This window comes from Tritonibacter scottomollicae, assembly GCF_003003215.1.
GTDB classification, from domain to species: Bacteria; Pseudomonadota; Alphaproteobacteria; order Rhodobacterales; family Rhodobacteraceae; genus Epibacterium; species Epibacterium scottomollicae.
The window spans coordinates 61680-79165 of record NZ_PVUF01000002.1; the positions used below are offsets into that span (position 1 = coordinate 61680).

Annotated in this window: 16 protein-coding genes; 7 read left to right on the forward strand and 9 right to left on the reverse strand. The window is 59.1% G+C overall.

The window, feature by feature from the left end:
- Nucleotides 1–102: 102 nt before the first annotated feature.
- The 6 genes from CLV89_RS04205 to CLV89_RS04230 all read right to left on the reverse strand — a co-directional run bounded on the left by CLV89_RS04205 (nucleotide 103) and on the right by CLV89_RS04230 (nucleotide 7920).
- Nucleotides 103–1278 (reverse strand): ABC transporter permease, encoded by a 1176-nt coding sequence (locus CLV89_RS04205; RefSeq protein WP_106162397.1) that lies wholly within the window; start codon nucleotides 1276–1278, stop codon nucleotides 103–105.
- A 6-nt stretch (nucleotides 1279–1284) separates the two neighbouring features.
- Nucleotides 1285–2964: an ABC transporter permease gene (locus tag CLV89_RS04210; protein ID WP_106162398.1), complete on the reverse strand. Its 1680-nt coding sequence runs from the start codon at nucleotides 2962–2964 to the stop codon at nucleotides 1285–1287.
- A gap of 136 nt (nucleotides 2965–3100) precedes the next feature.
- Complete coding sequence (locus tag CLV89_RS04215; RefSeq protein WP_106162399.1) at nucleotides 3101–4204, reverse strand: extracellular solute-binding protein; 1104 nt, start codon at nucleotides 4202–4204, stop codon at nucleotides 3101–3103.
- A gap of 95 nt (nucleotides 4205–4299) precedes the next feature.
- Nucleotides 4300–5400: an ABC transporter ATP-binding protein gene (locus CLV89_RS04220; RefSeq protein ID WP_106162710.1), complete on the reverse strand. Its 1101-nt coding sequence runs from the start codon at nucleotides 5398–5400 to the stop codon at nucleotides 4300–4302.
- Between the two features lie 311 nt (nucleotides 5401–5711).
- Nucleotides 5712–7109: an aspartate aminotransferase family protein gene (locus tag CLV89_RS04225; protein ID WP_106162400.1), complete on the reverse strand. Its 1398-nt coding sequence runs from the start codon at nucleotides 7107–7109 to the stop codon at nucleotides 5712–5714.
- Between the two features lie 64 nt (nucleotides 7110–7173).
- Nucleotides 7174–7920 (reverse strand): GntR family transcriptional regulator, encoded by a 747-nt coding sequence (locus tag CLV89_RS04230; RefSeq protein WP_106162711.1) that lies wholly within the window; start codon nucleotides 7918–7920, stop codon nucleotides 7174–7176.
- A gap of 86 nt (nucleotides 7921–8006) precedes the next feature.
- Here CLV89_RS04230 and CLV89_RS04235 point away from each other — a divergent pair, with 86 nt between their 5' ends.
- The 5 genes from CLV89_RS04235 to CLV89_RS04255 all read left to right on the forward strand — a co-directional run bounded on the left by CLV89_RS04235 (nucleotide 8007) and on the right by CLV89_RS04255 (nucleotide 13322).
- Nucleotides 8007–9092 carry a polyamine ABC transporter substrate-binding protein gene (locus CLV89_RS04235; RefSeq protein WP_106162401.1) on the forward strand — a complete coding sequence of 362 codons (1086 nt, stop codon included), beginning with the start codon at nucleotides 8007–8009 and terminating at the stop codon, nucleotides 9090–9092.
- A 90-nt stretch (nucleotides 9093–9182) separates the two neighbouring features.
- Nucleotides 9183–10322 (forward strand): ABC transporter ATP-binding protein, encoded by a 1140-nt coding sequence (locus CLV89_RS04240; protein WP_207796880.1) that lies wholly within the window; start codon nucleotides 9183–9185, stop codon nucleotides 10320–10322.
- On the forward strand, nucleotides 10322–11203 hold the full coding sequence (locus CLV89_RS04245) for an ABC transporter permease subunit (protein ID WP_243394928.1): 882 nt from the start codon (nucleotides 10322–10324) through the stop codon (nucleotides 11201–11203). Before CLV89_RS04240 ends, CLV89_RS04245 begins: the two co-directional genes overlap by 1 nt.
- Nucleotides 11200–12018: an ABC transporter permease gene (locus tag CLV89_RS04250; RefSeq protein ID WP_106162403.1), complete on the forward strand. Its 819-nt coding sequence runs from the start codon at nucleotides 11200–11202 to the stop codon at nucleotides 12016–12018. The genes CLV89_RS04245 and CLV89_RS04250 overlap by 4 nt, the downstream gene beginning before the upstream one ends.
- Nucleotides 12015–13322 (forward strand): NAD(P)/FAD-dependent oxidoreductase, encoded by a 1308-nt coding sequence (locus CLV89_RS04255; protein WP_106162404.1) that lies wholly within the window; start codon nucleotides 12015–12017, stop codon nucleotides 13320–13322. The genes CLV89_RS04250 and CLV89_RS04255 overlap by 4 nt, the downstream gene beginning before the upstream one ends.
- Here CLV89_RS04255 and CLV89_RS04260 read toward each other — a convergent pair.
- From CLV89_RS04260 to fliK, 3 genes are all read right to left on the reverse strand, one after another.
- Nucleotides 13295–14140, reverse strand: coding sequence for a phosphotransferase family protein (locus tag CLV89_RS04260; RefSeq protein WP_106162405.1), 846 nt, complete (start codon nucleotides 14138–14140; stop codon nucleotides 13295–13297). The genes CLV89_RS04255 and CLV89_RS04260 overlap by 28 nt on opposite strands.
- A 66-nt stretch (nucleotides 14141–14206) precedes the next feature.
- Complete coding sequence (locus CLV89_RS04265; RefSeq protein ID WP_207796881.1) at nucleotides 14207–14905, reverse strand: flagellar hook assembly protein FlgD; 699 nt, start codon at nucleotides 14903–14905, stop codon at nucleotides 14207–14209.
- A 4-nt stretch (nucleotides 14906–14909) separates the two neighbouring features.
- Nucleotides 14910–16523, reverse strand: coding sequence for a flagellar hook-length control protein FliK (gene fliK, locus CLV89_RS04270; RefSeq protein WP_106162407.1), 1614 nt, complete (start codon nucleotides 16521–16523; stop codon nucleotides 14910–14912).
- 123 nt (nucleotides 16524–16646) lie between these two features.
- On the opposite strand from fliK, the gene CLV89_RS04275 reads away from it, so the two are divergent.
- Nucleotides 16647–16937 (forward strand): rod-binding protein, encoded by a 291-nt coding sequence (locus tag CLV89_RS04275; protein ID WP_106162408.1) that lies wholly within the window; start codon nucleotides 16647–16649, stop codon nucleotides 16935–16937.
- Nucleotides 16934–17302, forward strand: a complete 369-nt coding sequence (gene flgN / locus CLV89_RS04280) for a flagellar export chaperone FlgN (RefSeq protein ID WP_106162409.1) — start codon at nucleotides 16934–16936, stop codon at nucleotides 17300–17302. The genes CLV89_RS04275 and flgN overlap by 4 nt, the downstream gene beginning before the upstream one ends.
- The last annotated feature ends 184 nt before the right edge of the window (nucleotides 17303–17486 follow it).

Here is a 17486-nt window from a genome sequence, read left to right on the forward strand (position 1 = left end):
AGGCCGACGGGCATTCGTGCTCTCGTGCCCGCAGGCAGCTTCCCACAAATCAAAAGCCCCGCCTTTCAGCGGGGCTTTGTTGTTTCATGCAGATACGCCGGATCAGCTGGGGGACATGCCCCGCAAGCGCTCGCTGCGACGGCGCAGGAATTCGACCGTCGTCAACAGGCAGATCGAGATCCCCACCAGAATGGTCGCGACCGCAAGGATTGTCGGCGAGATCTGCTCACGCAGACCAGTGAACATCTGCCACGGCAGCGTCTTTTGACCGGCAGAACCGACGAAAAGCACCACAACCACCTCATCAAACGAAGTAATGAAGGCAAACAGGCCGCCCGAGATCACACCGGGCAGGATCAATGGCATCTGGATCCGGAAGAAGGTCGTAATCGGTCCCGCCCCCATATTCGCAGCCGCTCGCGTCAGCGAACGATCAAAACCCACCAGTGTTGCGGTGACAGTGATGATCACGAAGGGAATGCCAAGCGCCGCGTGCGCCAGAACCACACCAAAGTAGGTGCCTTGCAGGCCGATCCGGCTGTAGAAGAAGTACATGCCCGCAGCCGAAATGATCAACGGCACGATCATTGGCGAGATGAGCACCGCCATGATCGCGCGGCGGAAGGGAACATGCGGCTGGCTGAGACCGATCGCCGCCAAGGTTCCGAAGCTCACCGAAAGCAATGTGGCCATCGGCGCAATACTCAGGCTGTTCCACAACGCCTGCTGCCAGTCGTCATTGGTGAAAAAGTCTCTGTAGTGGCGGAGCGAGTAGCCCTCCGGATCGAACCGCAACATCTCCGGGGTGAAGGTGAAGAAGTTCTCGGCGTTGAAGCTCAGCGGCATCACCACGAGGATCGGCGTGATCAGGAACACAAAGATCGCACCGCAGATCACCCGAAAACTGAAGTGCCACAGAACCTGACCGGGGGTCAGGTACGGCGGCAGGCGTTTGCGATAGCTGGAAGTCGCGAGCCAGAAGGTGAACCAGCCAGCAAACCAGCCAAAGAGCAACCCGAGTACCGCTGCGGGCAGGCCGCCGAACAGGAAGCCCAGCACGCCAAAGATCGCAGTAGTCGCCCAGCGGATCGGTTTCTGCTGGTCCAGCATATGGGTGAAGGCAAAGCCCATCGCCCCCAGAAGGACAGCCCCGATCACAAGACCGAGAAGACCCGATCCCTGCGCGGTGCCAACGAAGAGGCCGAAGAAGCCCCCCGCGCAGGCTGCCACTGCGGCAGTGAAGGCGGGGGTCTGATTTTGAACAGGTGTCAGTGCCATGTTGTCTTATCCCAACTTCACATTATCGATGCCGACGATCTTGTCATATGCCCAGTAGAGCAGCAGCACGACCGCCAGGAGGATACTCCCGAGCGCCGCCGCCAAGCCCCAGTTGAGCGAGGACGAGATGTGGTAGGCAATCCGGTTGGAAATAAAGACACCCTTGGTACCACCAACGATTTCAGGCGTGATGTAGTAGCCGATCGCCAGAATGAAGACGAGGATCGAACCCGCGCCGATACCGGGCACCGACTGCGGGAAGTAGACCCGCCAGAAGGCTGTCCAATTGGTTGCACCCAGCGATTTCGCCGCCCGAAGGTAGGTCGGGTTGATGGTCTGCATCACCGAATACATTGGCAGGATCATGAACGGCAACAGGATGTGGGTCATTGCCACGATAGTACCGAATTGGTTGTTGATCATCACCAGGCGTGCGTCGTCGCCCACCAGTCCGAGCCAGACAAGCACATCATTGATGACACCCTGCTGCTGCAGCATGACTTTCCAGGCCGAGGTCCGCACCAACAGCGATGTCCAGAATGGCAACAGAACGAGAATCATCAGCATGTTGGCCGAGCGTGTCGGCAGGTTCGCCAAGATCCAGGCAACCGGATACCCCAGAAGGATACAGGACCCGGTAATCATCAGCGACATGATCATCGTGCGTACAAACAGCGTCATGTAGATCTGCTGATTCTCAGGACGTGGCTCGGCGCCTTCCGGCCCCTTTTGCATGTCGATGGAATTCAGAAAATAACCGCTGGTGTACGTCGGACTGTAGGTCTGCATCGTCCGCCAGTTGCCCAAGTCGCCCCAATCCTCGTCGATTTCGAGGAATGCGGTTTTGAACGCGATCGGTTCCAGATCAGCGATGGCCGCAGCCGCAGCCTGAAGCTCTGCCGCTCCGGGACCGGAGTAACTGGCCAAAGCCTCGGCACCGCCGTCTGCCTGAACTGAGTGCGCGAAGGCCACGAAGACCGTTTCCCATGGATCTTCTTCAGCCACGACATCTTCGTCAGCGACAGCTGTAAAGAGTGCGAAATCCGTATAGGCAACAGCCATGCGCGGGAAGAGTTCTGAGATTTCAGCGCCGGGCACAAAGCCGATGTCAGCCGCAAAACTCTCGCTCGTCAGCTGTTCCATTTTCAAGCGCTGAGCGTCCAGAAGGGCGGTGTTGCCCTCGGCATTGCTGCCGCCTGTCATGATCTCGAACCAGAGCGCCTCGTCCTTCAGCGCCCCGTCGCTGGCACGTTCGATGGCCTTGACGTGATCTTCGCCAATATCATCCACCTTACGGCCACTGCCACGGAAGAGCGATGAAATGCCAGTCTGCTCGTAGTTCAGTCGGGTGCCAAGTTTGGTGTGCTCCTTGGCCTCGGCTGCAACGAAAAGATCGTAATAGAGGCTTTCGTAGACCGCTTCATCCGGGGTCTCACCACTGAGAGCATCCCAGTCTTCCAGCCTCACCACGGTCTCGGACAGGGTGTCGGATACGATGCGGTTCTCAACCGAGCGGAACAACATGTCCGCGATCGGGAGAATGAATGTCAGAAGAACGAAGAGCAGAAGCGGTGCGATAAGCATCAAGGCCCGCACCTTCTGCATCCTCAACGCACGGGCCAGGCTGCGCTTCAGCGGCGTACCGTCTGCCGCAAGGACCGGGCCGGATTGAGTTGTGTCACTCATGATTGTCCCTGTTGTCTTCCCGCGTCGTTTTTTGAGAGCGGGGTTTATCTCTTCGCCGCAGGCGGGTCATGCGATGCCGCGCCGAAGAGGAGACCGGAGAGCGAAGATCGCTCTCCGGTACGGGCGGTGCGCCCTATTACTTAGCGAGCCAGGCTTGGAACTTCGCATCGATATCGTCGCGGTAGTCAGCCCAGAAAGAGTAGTTGTACAGGAAGGTGTTCGTGGCGTTTTCCGGATCGGTCGGCATGTGCGGCGCCATGTCGATACCCAGTTCGGCATGCTGACCAACCAGCGGTGCGGAAGACGCACGGGCCGGACCATAGGAGATGTACTTGGCCTGATCCGCAAGACGCTGGGTGTCGGTGGCAAAGTAGATGTAGTCCAGAGCACGGGCCTTACGCTCGTCCGAGAGACCTGCCGGGATGATCCAGCCGTCCAGGTCGAACACCTGCGCGTCCCAAAGCATCGCAACCGGCTGGTCCTGCTCCTCGATCACCGAGAACAGACGACCGTTGTAGGTGGAGCCCATAACGACTTCGCCATCTGCCAGCAGCTGCGGCGTATCTGCACCAGCGGACCACCAGATCACGTTGTCTTTGATTGTGTCGAGCTTCGCCAGTGCGCGTTCCTGACCTTCCTCGGTTTCGAGAACGTCGTAGACTTCTTCCTTGGCAACGCCATCACAGAGCAGCGCCCATTCCATGTTGTTGATCGGACGCTTTTCCAGGGCGCGCTTGCCCGGGTAAGCTTCGAGATCAAAAACATCACAAACGCTGGTCGGCGCGGTGTCACCCACGAGGTCCGTACGATAGCCGAAAGTGGTGGAATAAACGATCTGCGGGATGAAGCAGTCGGACACCAGCAGGTCGCCAAAGTCTTCCTCGGCAGAGGTGCCATCAGGTGCTGGGGCGAGATGCTCGTCCGGGTCGATTTCCATCGCCAGGCCTTCATCGCACAGACGCATCGCATCCGCCGCAACGACGTCAACCACGTCCCATGTCACATTGCCCGCTTCGTCCATCGCACGCAGCTTGGCAACAGCCTCGGCAGAGCTTTCGTCGTTGATGATCTTAACGCCGGTCTTTTCGGCATAGGGCTCGTTGTAGGCTTTGATCTGGGAGTTGGAGTAAGCTCCGCCCCAGGACACGATGGTCATCTCATCCGCCATATCCGCGGCAAAGGCCATCGGCGCGCAGAGTGCGGTCGTGGCGACAAGTGCCGTCAGTTTACGCAGTTTCATATTCGTATTCTCCTTGTTGAGACACTAATTTTCAGATGTTTCGTCCCCCGATCCTTTGGTCTTGCCGGGGGTTCCGATACGCAGTCGAACGCCGTTCAGGCGTCCAACGCGCGACAGTCTTCGGGCAGCCAGCCGATTTCGATCTGCTGTCCGGGCTGAAGACGAACCTGGTCAGGAGCGTTCCGGGTCTTGATGATGAACTCATCATTGCCCGCCACTTTCAGACGCGTGCGGAAAATATCACCCATGTAGATGAATTCCAGCACCTCGGCCTTGAGCGTGTGAACACCCTCCTGCAGGCGTTCCTTGTTGTATTCGACACGCTCCGGGCGGATCGAAACGCGGGTGCGCTGACCGACTTCGGAAACGTTGATCGGCATGGCATCGATGACTTCGCCGCCGTCCAACTCGACCAGCGCACGACCGTCACTGATTTCCTTAATCACACCCTCAAGCGTGTTATTCTCACCGATGAACTGCGCCACAAAGCTGTTCGCAGGCTCTTCATAGAGCTGATCCGGCGGTGCCAGCTGCTGGATGCGGCCATCGTCAAACACTGCGACGCGGTCCGACATGGTCAGCGCCTCGGTCTGGTCGTGGGTCACGTAAACGGTTGTGATCCCCAGCTGGTGCGCAAGATGCGTAATCTCGAACTGCATCTTTTCGCGCAGCTGCTTGTCGAGGGCGCCAAGCGGTTCGTCCATCAGAACCAGTTCCGGTTCGAAAACGAGAGCGCGTGCGAGCGCGACACGCTGCTGCTGACCGCCCGAAAGCTGAGAGGGGCGACGGCCGCCGAAGCTGCCCATCTCTACCATATCCAGGGCGCGGGTCACTTTGGCTTCGCGCTCGGACTTGCCCATGCCACGCACCTCAAGCGGGAAGCTGAGGTTTTCGGCAATGGTCATATGCGGGAACAAGGCATAATTCTGGAACACCATACCAATACCGCGTTTGTGCGGCGGGATGTTGTTGATCGAGACCCCATCGAGGCGGATGTCGCCGTGAGTGGCAGTCTCAAAACCAGCCAGCATCATAAGGCAGGTGGTTTTCCCCGACCCTGACGGCCCAAGCATTGTCAGGAATTCGCCCTTGGGCAGAGTGAGGTTCAGGTCTTTGACGACGAGTGTCTCACCGTCATAACTCTTTTGCACGCGTTCGAATTCAACGAACGCATCAGTATTCGACGCATCGGCCAAATCAGGCTCCCCGTTTGTTTTCTTTTTAGCGGCGGTTTTGTCCCGCTCTTTGTCTCTTAGTGTAAGCACAGCGCCGTTCCACTGTGCAACCGGATCATTGCTGTCCATATCGGCGTCTTGACCACTGCCTCGACACTCCGGGACGATCAGGTCACCAACGCCAGATATAGCGACCCAATAATGTCCATTTGCGTCATATTGGGATAATTTCACCCGTGAGTACAACAGGTGACGCTACTATTTTTTTCGCAATGCACAAAAAAGGGGCCGATGACGGCCCCTTTCCAGATGTTCGAATCACGGCCTCTAGATCAATCAGCTGCCTTCAGCAGTCCTTGGTCCTTCAGCTCTGCGTAGCATTCGTCGAGCGATTTGGTAGCGCGCGCGATCAGCGTGTCGATTTCCTCACAGGTGATGACCAGCGGTGGAGAGATGATCATGCGGTCGCCGACATGGCGCATCACCAGGTTGTTGGCAAAGCAACGCTCACGACAGATGAAGCCGACTGTCCCTGCCTCAGCTGCAAATGCGGCGCGCGTTGCCTTGTTCGGCGTCAGCGCGATGGAGCCCATCATACCGACGATCTTGGCCTCTCCCACCAGAGGATGATCGCTCAAGGCCTCCCACTTCTCTTTCAGGTAGGGTCCGGCCACATCACGAACGTGCTCCACCACCTTTTCTTCCTCGATGATTCGCAAGTTCTCAAGTGCGACGGCGGCCGCCACCGGGTGACCGGAATAGGTGTAGCCGTGGTTAAACTCGTCCTGGGCAATCACGCCTGCAATCTCATCCGATACGATCGACCCGCCGATCGGCGCATAGCCTGACGACAGGCCCTTGGCGATCGTCATGATGTCGGGACGGATGCCCATGGTCTCGGATCCGAACCAGTTTCCAGTACGGCCAAACCCGCAAATAACCTCGTCCGCGATCAACAGGATCTCATATTTATCGCAGATGCGCTGGATTTCCGGCCAATAGCTCGCAGGTGGCACAATCACGCCCCCAGCCCCCTGCACCGGCTCCGCGATAAACGCGGCGACGCGGTCTTCACCCAGCTCAAGGATCGCCTGTTCAAGCTCCTGCGCCCGAGCGAGGCCGAACTCCTCAGGATCGTGGTCACCCCCTTCGGCCCACCAGTTAGGCTGGTTGATGTGATGAATGTCGGGGATGGGCAGCCCACCCTGCGCATGCATTCCCGACATGCCCCCGAGTGATCCGGAACCCACGGAAGAGCCGTGATACGCGTTTTTGCGCGAAATGAGGATCGACTTTGTCGGCTTGCCCTTCATTGCCCAGTAGTGACGCACCATACGGATGTTCGTGTCATTTGCCTCAGAGCCGGAGCCCGCGAAGAAGACATTGTTCAAATCGCCCGGTGCCAGCTCGGCGATCTTCGCGGCCAGCGCGATGGCGGGCACATGGGTGGTCTGGAAGAAGGTGTTGTAATAGGGCAGCTCGCGCATCTGGCGCGCGGCAACCTCGGCCAGCTCGTCACGACCATAGCCGATGTTGACGCACCACAGACCCGCCATCGCGTCGAGGATTTCGTGGCCCTCGCTGTCGGTCAGGGTGACACCGCTGGCGCGCGTGATGACGCGAGCCCCCTTCTGCGCGAGGCCGCCGTTGGCCGTAAAAGGGTGCATGTGATGCGCTGCATCCAGCGCTTGCAGTTCTTCGGTAGGTAGATGGTTGGTAATGACCGTCATTGATGACACTCCTGAGCGAGACCTTTTGCTCAGAATATGATCAAAAATGGGACTGTCAATCGAATCAGTTGATCGGCGTCAGCCCCGCTCGGACCTGCTCCATGCCCTGCAACACGTCCCGTTCCATCGCCAGTGCCACCAAATCCGCATCTTTTTTGCGCAGCCCCTCAAGGATGTCCTTGTGGCGGTCTGGAAAGCTCTGGGTGCCGAAGCGTCCGCAGACGACCCGGAGCGACGGGCCGAAGCGCAGCCAGAGCCGATCAGCCAGATCCGCGAGAATGGGCGCATCGGCATGGGCATTCAGCTCAGTATGGAATTGGTAGTTGAGCGCGAGATACCCGGGAACGTCGCCAGTTGCTATGGCCGTGTCCAACGTCAGATCAAGCGCCTCCAGAGCGTCTACATCAGTCTCTGGCATGCGTGTCGATGCGCGACGGGCAAGTTCACACTCTACTGTTTTTCTTGCGAAAATCAGCTCATCCACATCCTCGGCTCGCAATTCGGGCACCGAAACGCGGCGATTGCCCTGAAACACCAGCGCCCCATCAGAGATCAACCTGCGGATCGCCTCACGCACAGGCGTCATGCCGGAGTCCAGCGCCTCCACCAGACCCTGAATGGTGACCGCTTGTCCCGGCGCCAACTCCCCGAACAGGATCTGCGCCCGCAGACGCTGGTAGACCTGCTCGTGGGCGGGCAGTTTGGCGGCCCCTTCAGTGGGGGAAACAGATGGCGAATTTGGCACATTCACGAAGCTCGGATCCTTCTCAATTTCGGGCAGCTTGCACCAACGAAATGCAGATGAAAACATAAAGTGTCTTGCCGGATGCGGCAAAACTTGATCAAAATAGCCCACAGCCGGACGAAAAGACTCCGGCATACACAGGGGAGATTCTCATGACACTCAAAACGGCCACCATCGTGTCCGCCATCGCGCTCGGTGCCACTGCCGCCTCGGCGGACGAAGTGCGCGTCTACAACTGGTCCGACTATATCGACGAATCACTGCTAGAGAAATTTGAGCAGGAAACCGGCATCGACCTGATCTACGACGTCTTCGACTCCAACGAGCTTCTGGAGACCAAGATGCTTGCTGGCGGCTCCGGCTATGACGTCGTGGTGCCCACCGGCTCCTTCCTGCAGCGTCAGGTTCAGGCTGGTGTGTTCCAGAAGATCGACCAATCGAAGCTGGAGAACTACGGCAACATCTGGGATGTGATCCAGGACCGCACCGCACGGTTTGATCCGGACAATGCCTATTCCATCAACTACATGTGGGGCACCACCGGCATCGGCGCCAATCTCGGTAAAGTCACCGAAGCGCTGGGTGAGGATGCTCCCGTGGACAGCCTGGCACTGGTGTTTGACCCTGCCAACATGGAAAAACTCTCCAACTGCGGCGTGCATTTCCTCGACGCCCCGGACGAATTGATCCCGGCGGCGCTCACGTATCTCGGCCTCGACCCGAACAGCCACGACAAGGATGACCTCGAGCAGGCCGCAGGCGTTCTGGAAGCGGTGCGCCCCCATGTGCAGAAGTTCCACTCCTCCGAATATATCAACGCGCTGGCCAATGGTGATATCTGTGTGGCCTTCGGCTGGTCCGGCGATATCCTGCAGGCCCGCGATCGCGCCGCCGAGGCCGACAACGGTGTCGAAATCGCCTTTAACGCACCCTCCGAAGGGGCGTTGATGTGGTTCGACCAGATGGCGATCCCGGTGGATGCACCCAACCCGGAAGCCGCGCATAAGTTCCTCGACTTCATCCTTGATGCCGAGAACATGGCCGCCGCCTCCAACTACGTCTACTACGCCAACGGCAACAAGGCCTCGCAAGAGTTCCTGGCCGAGGACGTGATCGGAGATCCGGCGATCTACCCGACCCCCGCGGCGATGGACAACACCTACATCAAGGCCCCGTACCCGCAAAAAGTGCAGCGCGTGGTGACGCGCCTGTGGACCCGAGTAAAGTCCGGCACCTGATCCGTTATCAGGCCGATCCTTACGGCAGGGCGTGCTTTTGCGCCCTGCCCTCACTGACAGACAAGAACGGGCCGGCCACACGCCGCCCGCATGGGGGCAGATTTGGCAGTACCGGTTTTTGAACCCTGGACCGATCCGCAGGCGAAGCCGCTGATCCAGTTCCAGAACGTGACCAAGCGCTTTGGCGATTTCACCGCGATCGACGACCTGACCATCGACATCTTCGAGTGCGAGTTCTTTGCGCTACTGGGGCCATCGGGCTGTGGCAAAACCACGATGATGCGCATGCTCGCCGGGTTCGAAGCCCCTACTGAGGGCAAGATTTTCCTTGCTGGTCAGGATATTGCCCCCGTTCCGCCGAACCAGCGCGCGGTCAACATGATGTTCCAGTCCTATGCGCTGTTCCCGCATCTGAGCATCTGGGAAAACATCGCCTTCGGTCTCAAGCGCGAGGGCATGCCCCGCGCCGAGATCGCCGCCCGCGTTGAAGAAATGCTGCGGTTGACGCGACTGGAGAAATTCGCCCGCCGCAAGCCGCATCAGATCTCCGGCGGCCAACGCCAGCGAGTTGCCTTGGCCCGCAGCCTCGCCAAAGCTCCGAAATTACTGCTGCTCGATGAACCACTCGGCGCGCTGGACCGCAAGCTGCGCGAGGAGACCCAGTTCGAGCTGATGGACATCCAGGAAAAAACCGGCACCACCTTCGTGATCGTGACCCACGATCAGGAAGAGGCGATGACCGTGGCCAGCCGGGTCGCGGTGATGGACAATGGCAAGGTGATCCAGGTGGCCACCCCCGCCGACATCTACGAAGCGCCGAATTCGTCATATGTGGCTGATTTCATTGGAGACGTGAACCTCATCCAGGGTCAGGCCACCGCCACCGGCGAGGATACTTATGCCCTGCATTGGCGCGAGGGCGCGGCGCCGCTGACCATCAAGTCGCCCAATGCGATCTCCGACGGGCAAACCGCGCATCTGGCGATCCGGCCCGAAAAGGTCACCATCAGCGCCGACAAGCCCGAAGGGGCTGACAATGTGGTTCAGGGCAAGGTGCTGGACATCGCCTATCTCGGCAATCTCTCCACCTATCACGTGGAGCTGCCCACCGGGGATGTGATCAAGGCGCAGACGGCGAACACCCGCCGCATTTCGCGCCGTGCCTACACTTGGGAAGACACCGTCTGGCTGTCCTGGACAGCCACCGGCGGCGTCTTGTTGGCCGACTGATGCGCCGCTTTGTCCTGATCGCCGTCCCTTATGTCTGGCTCCTGGCGCTGTTTCTGGTGCCCTTTGTCATCGTTCTGAAAATCTCGTTGTCGGATGCGGCCATTGCGCGCCCGCCCTATGTTCCGCAATTCGACTGGGTTGAAGGCATCTGGGCCTTCCTGTCACAGCTGGATTTCGAGAACTTCACATGGCTCATAGAGGATGACCTCTACTGGAAGGCCTATCTCAGCAGCCTGCAGATCGCGCTCACCTCGACCTTGCTGACGCTGATCGTGGGCTACCCGATCGCCTATGGCATGGCCCGCGCACCGCAGGAATGGCGCCCGACGCTGATGATGCTCGTGATTCTGCCGTTCTGGACCTCCTTCCTGATCCGCGTCTATGCGTGGAAGGGAATCCTGTCGAACGAAGGCTTCCTCAATCAGTTCCTGATGTGGACGGGTCTGGTGTCAGAACCGCTGCAGATCCTGAACACCACCACCGCGGTCTATATCGGCATCGTCTATACCTATCTGCCATTCATGATCTTGCCGATCTATGCGGCTCTGGAGCGCATGGACGACAGCCTGATCGAAGCCGCCGAGGATCTCGGCTGTTCGCGCATGTCGGCCTTCTGGCTGGTGACCATACCCCTCTCCAAGGGCGGCATCATCGCAGGCTGTTTCCTCGTCTTCATTCCGGCGATGGGCGAATTCGTGATCCCCTCACTGCTGGGCGGGTCGGATACGCTGATGATCGGCAAGGTGCTGTGGGAGGAGTTCTTCTCCAACCGGGACTGGCCGGTGGCAAGCGCCGTGGCGGTGATCCTCTTGCTGATCCTGGTGGTGCCGATCGTGCTGTTCCAGCGTAACCAGCAGAAAGAACAGGAGGGCGACGCATGAAACGTCTGAGCGCATTCAATGTGGTCTCGCTGACGCTGGGCTTTGCCTTTCTCTATATCCCGATGCTGATCCTGATCCTGTTTTCCTTCAACGAAAGCAAGCTGGTGACGGTCTGGTCTGGGTTCTCGACGAAATGGTACGGCGAGCTGATGCAGAACGAGGCGATGCTGCAAGCTGCCTGGGTCACGATCAAAGTTGCGGTAATCTCCTCCAGCATTGCCACCGTGCTGGGCACCATGGCCGCCTACGTCATGGTGCGCAGCGGCCGCTTTCTGGGCCGGACCCTGTTTTCCGGTATGATCTATGCGCCGCTGGTGATGCCCGAGGTGATCACCGGTCTGTCGCTGCTGCTGCTGTTCATCGGCATTGGGCTGGACCGCGGCGTGCTGACCATCGTGCTGGCGCATACCACCTTTTCCATGTGCTACGTCTCGGTGGTGGTCTCCTCGCGGCTGGCGACCTTTGACATGTCGCTGGAAGAGGCGGCGCGGGATCTGGGCTGTTCGCAGGCGCAGGCCTTCCGGCTGGTGACCCTGCCGATCATCGCGCCAGCGGTGGTCTCCGGCTGGCTTCTGGCCTTCACTCTGTCGCTGGACGATCTGGTGATCGCCTCGTTCACCACAGGCCCTGCCGCAACCACCCTGCCGATCAAGATCTTCTCGGCGGTGCGTCTTGGGGTCAGCCCGGAGATCAACGCGCTGTCGACCATCATGATCGGCATCGTGACAGTTGGCGTGATCAGCGCCTCACTGGTCAGCAAACGGGCGCTGGTGAAACAACGACGGGAGGAACAGGAAGCGGTACGCGCAACATGATGCGCCGGATCTTCCCCGACTATGCCTATGGTCTCGGCCCGCGCAGTAATTGCTGGTGGGACGAGACCTGCCCCGCCCCGAGCTGGCCGCGCCTCGAAGATACCCGGCAGGTGGATGTGGCTATTGTAGGGGGCGGTTTCACCGGCCTCTCCACAGCGCTGCATTTGGCCGAAGCAGGTCTCGAGGTCGCGGTGCTGGAGGCCGAGACACCCGGCTGGGGGGCGTCCGGGCGCAATGGCGGTTTTTGTTGCATCGGCGGGGCCAAACTCGGCTCACACGCAATGGCGCGCCTGCACGGGGAGCGCGAGCCGCAGGTCTATCAGGCGGGCGAGGAGAGCGCTGTCCACCTTGTTGAACATCTGATTGCCCGCCATGGCATCAACGCTGACACCCACTCGCAAGGTGAAACGGTTATGGCGCACCGCCCCAAGGCACGGGACGCGCTGATGAAAGAAGCGCGTGCCTCAGGGGCCGAATTCATCGATGGCCCCGATCTCGTCAAAAACGGGCTTGGGGGCGAATTCCATGGTGCCCTGACCACACCAACGGGCTTCGCTCTCAACCCGCGCAAATATCTATTTGGGCTTGCGAGCGCTGCGCAGTCCGCAGGGGCGGAACTATATCAAAACAGTGCAGCTCTCGACGTGCAGAACAATGGTGGGCGGTGGCATATCTCCAGCCCCAAGGGCCGGTTGAGCGCATCGCGCTTGGTCATCGCCACCAATGGTTACTCCAGTGAAAACCTGCCTGACTGGCTTGGCGGACGTTACATGCCCGCGCAGTCGACGGTGATGGTAACAAGGCCGATCACGCCAGAAGAACAGGCCGCGCAAGGATGGAGCACGGCGCAAATGGCCTATGACACCCGTCATATGCTGCATTATTTTCGCCTGATGCCCGACGGTCGTTTTCTGTTTGGCATGCGCGGCGGTCTGACATCGTCTCCCCGCTCAGAAGCTAAGATCCGCGCCCTGCTGCGCCGCCATTTCGAGCAACTGTTCCCCGCCTGGCGTCAGGTTGAAACCACCCATAGCTGGTCTGGCATGGTCTGCCTGTCGCGCAACCTCGTTCCGTTTGTGGGGGCCGTGCCCGAGCATCCAGGCCTGTTTGCCGGGCTGTGCTATCACGGCAATGGCGTTGCGATGGGCAGCTATGCGGGCGCATTGTTGGGCGACCTCGTGCAAGGCAAGGCACCAACTCTCCCCTACTCCAGGATCATGCAACGATTGCCGAAGTTTCCGCTGGGCCGTGCGCGCCGTGCTTTGATGCCGCCTGCCTATGCGGCTCTGGGTTTGCTGGACTGAAGCGCGGCCATCTCCAGCCCCATCGCATCAAGATCTCCACGCCAGCAGCAGTAGGCCGCCATGCGCCAGTGGAACCAGGGCTTCAGCGCGTAGTACCGTGCGACAACGCGATGATCCGGATATGCGGCAGCGAATTGCGCTTCTTCATCACGCGTCAGAACATTCCCACGATAAAGCGACTGCATCGCCGGTGACAGGAACATCGCCAGATCCTCTGCCGGATCACCGTTCTGAGGACATTGCCAATCGATCAGCGCCAACGTCCCGTCATGCGCCAGTAGATTGCCCGGAACCGGATCACCATGAATAAGGCAGGTCTGCGCGACGGCAGGCACCAGGCCGATAGGTTTGCAGTCCATCAACGCTTTTCCGCCCGGACACTCCTGCAGGATCGTCACAGTTTGTGCTTCCAGCGCGCGCGATCCATTGCATCCCTTTGGAAGGTCATCGAAACCTGCCTGATCGTGCAAGATCCCCAGCAACCGTGCCACATGCGCTGTGTCCTCCTGCCAAGGCGCGCCAGCAAGATGGCTGTAGATCAACCAGTCCTGATTCTCCCACGATCCATGCGCGATGTAGCGTGGCGCCATGCCAGTGCCGCCCAGCGCCTTGAGGACCTCGCGCTCCCGGATCGGGTCGTTTGCAAACAGTGGGTTGCTGCGACGGGCGGGGTAGAGTTTCACCACAAGATCGCCGGATTTCCAGACATGATTGCTACGCCCCCCCAGCAGCTGGGTCGGCTCCAATAGAGACCAGCCCTGCCGCGCAAGATGGCGAAACAGGGCTGGGTCTGTCTGTGTCTGCTCCGGTGTCAGCATTTCTGCTCCGCCGTTCGCATCGCCGCCACGCCCCGGCGATCAGAGGGGCCTAGTCAATGCCGCAGGTCAGGAGGAGCCAGTGTCGGCATCCGGATCCCGAAGCGCGGTGACCGAGGATGCAAGGATGGCGCTTCCGCTCTCGAGGATCAAGGCAACTTCACCGTTGACGCTCTGGGTTTCCTCGACGCGACCGTAGACTTCCGCAACCTCGGACAGGATCACTTCATCATCGGAATAACTTTCGACAACGAATGTATAGGAACCCTCTGGCAAGGTCTCACCATCGCCATTGTCCCCCTGCCACTGGTAGGGTTCGGCAGAGACCGGAAGATCGATACGCCCGACTTCATTCTCTTCTGCATCATAAATGACCATCTTCACCTCATCGGCAACAGCAGCCGGATTTGGTGCGATGGCAACCGGGGTCGATCCGTCAAAGTGGGCGGCGGCCTGCGCACGAACCTCTTTACCAACCCAGCCGGTCAATTGAGACATGTTCGACAGCGACAGCGCGCTCAGCATGCTGGTCAGTGTTTCATTGGTCATGACCTGCTGTTCAACCGAGGAGAACTGCGCCAGCTGCGCGGTATAGTCTGACGAATCCATCGGCTCCAACGGATCCTGATACTTCGCCTGTGTCGTCATCAGCCGCAGAAAAGTCTCGAAATCGGACGTCAACGCCGACGTTGCGGATTGGCTACCAGCGGCTCCACCGCCACTATTTGTAGGCTGCAGAACGCCTGTCCCGGAAAGTTCCATAGTCATCCTCTCAAATTCTCATATCCAGCCCATCGGCTGCAATGTTTAAGTGTTGCGACAGGGGCAGATCGGACTGACCCTCCTCAATCGCATCTCCCGCACCTTGAAGGCCGGCTCCACCAGTATCGCCAGAGCTGTCGCCGTCACCTGATTGCCCAGTCTGGGCATCAGATCCGAATTCGAAGGAAATATCGGAGAACCCCATATCCTTGAATTCGCGAGCGAGGTCCTGAATGTGCCGCCGCATCAAGTCTTCGGTCTCGGGCCGTTCTGCATTGATAACGACGGTGACCCCGACATCCGTTGTCGTGACCCGCATGTTGACATGGCCAAGTTCGCGCGGGTTCAGTGATACATCGACGTTGCGTTTGCCAGCAGTGGCGACTGCCTCAGCCAACTGCTGCGCTACGTGACGCGGTGTTTCTGCACGAAAACTCGATGCGCCTGAGCGTACCGACGCTTCGGCAAGCATCTGCGGCAATGCAAAACTCTCGGCCCCGCGCTGTGTCAGAATCTCTTCACCGGGGCGAGGCGTATGTTCGCTGCCCGCGATAGCTGTCACCACCGCCGAAGTCGACTGAAGTACCGTATTGGCTACCAGGCTCTGTGATTGCGCGGTCGTCTGCACGCCACCAGCAGGATTTGCCACCCGCACGTCAGCTATATTCGCCTGAGCTCGCACGGTGGGTGACATCGCCACAGCCTGTACCGTCTGAGGCATTTCGCGCAGTCGAACGGGAGTGTCCTGCAGTTCGGCAGTCACTGGTTTGCCCGGAGTTTGCCCCTCAGGCTTTGTGAGCGCTGCGTGCGGAACCTCAGCCTGAGACCGGACGGCGGCAGGTTGCTGTCGTGCCACCTCCCGATGCCCGTCCAGCAGAACCGAAGTGCTGTTTCGAAGTTTCTGATCGGTCGCAATATCCGCACGCGGTGAAGTCTCGCCCCCCATTTCCTTCGCCGAAATGGGAAGCGCGCCGCTCTGAGGAGCCGTATCAGCTCCACCCTTTGACGCGAGGCCGTCTGGTGCACGCGCAGCAGCTTTTCCATCAAGAGTGACATCGGATTTCGCCGCCGTCGCGCTGCTACCCGGGGCCGGGGGCAAAACAGCACCATCAGAACCCGTTTTGACGGCAGCTTCTTGTACCTGGGCAGACACCTCGGCCGACTGCAGCATCTCACCTTGCGTAGAATCGGGGTCAGTTCGGGTGCTCTGGAGCGGGATATCCATCAGAGGCTGTTCTTTTGGCCCATCGGAGCTCGCCTCGACAGGCTCGTCAGGCAGATCTGTCTCCCGCTCGAGCGACGATGCATCCCCCTCTTCATCGGGTGACGCTTCAGAGATTTCCTTTGAAGGGTCTCCACTCACCTCGGTGTCGGGCACCTCAGTCTTGGGCTCGCCGTCACCCTTGGCGTCATGAGTGATCGATTCCTTTGGTTGAACTGGCGTTTCGCCCTCTTGCATCTCCGAATGCATGGCATCGCGTGCAGAGGTCTGGGCTTTCTTATTCGCGCCACCGGCAAGAACGGACTCGAAGGTGTCCCCCCTAAGTCGCTTTGGGTCGGAGCGCTGAGTCGACTCAGCAGGCGTGCTGCCAACTGATTGAGTCGAAAGGAGTTTCGTAATCATGTTCCACCGGATGTTCTATCTCGTGTCCCTCCTAAATAACTCAAACCGGTTACGGCAATTTTAACCGGTTTTTGTTCAAACTGACAAAATCGAAGAATTCGACACACAAAGGACTGAGGCAAAATGCCCGTATCAAACGTTTCGCTGCCCTCTGCGGCGGCTCCTTTGCAGCAGGTCGCCGACCCTCGGGACACCATGCTGCGTCAGGCTGCGATCGATCTCGAAGCCTCGTTTTTATCTGAAATGCTGAAGTCAGCCGGCCTGGGGAAATCGCCCGAAGCCTTTGGTGGTGGGTCCGGCGAAGATCAATTCGCCAGTCTCCTCGTCAATGAGCAAGCGCGTGCGATGGCCGAATCCGGCGGCATCGGCTTGGCAGAATCCATCTACAACTCACTGAAGGAGGCGCAAGAATGAGCGCACTTACAGACCAGACCCCGCAAACCCTCATCAATGCACTCGACGAGCTGCTCGAAGAAGAACGCAGTGCCCTGACACAAGGCGAACTGGATAAACTGGAAGGCATTCTTGCTCGGAAGGAAGAGCTATTCGACAAGCTCAACCGGATCACCGACCTTGAACAGGGCGCGCTGGACACAGTCCACAGCAAGGTAACGCGCAACCAGGCACTACTGGGAAGCGCGATGCAGGGGATCAAAGCTGTGGCAACCCGGATGGCCGAGCTGCGCAAGGTGCGCAGGGGGTTGGAAGTATACAACCGCTCCGGCCAGCGCACGTCCTATACGACCAGTGGCAGCATGAAGCTGGAGAAGCGCGCTTAAATCGCTTGGAGGTCTGGACAATTTTAAAAATGCAAATTGCAGCTTTAGCACTCTCTTAGGACCTCATACGCCAATGTCACCTTGCATCTCAGGCGAGGTGGCGCGGAAACCGCTAGGTAAAGCACAGTCAGAATGACCACAGAGAAAGCTCCGGTAACGGAGCTGGGATTACCATATCAGGGGC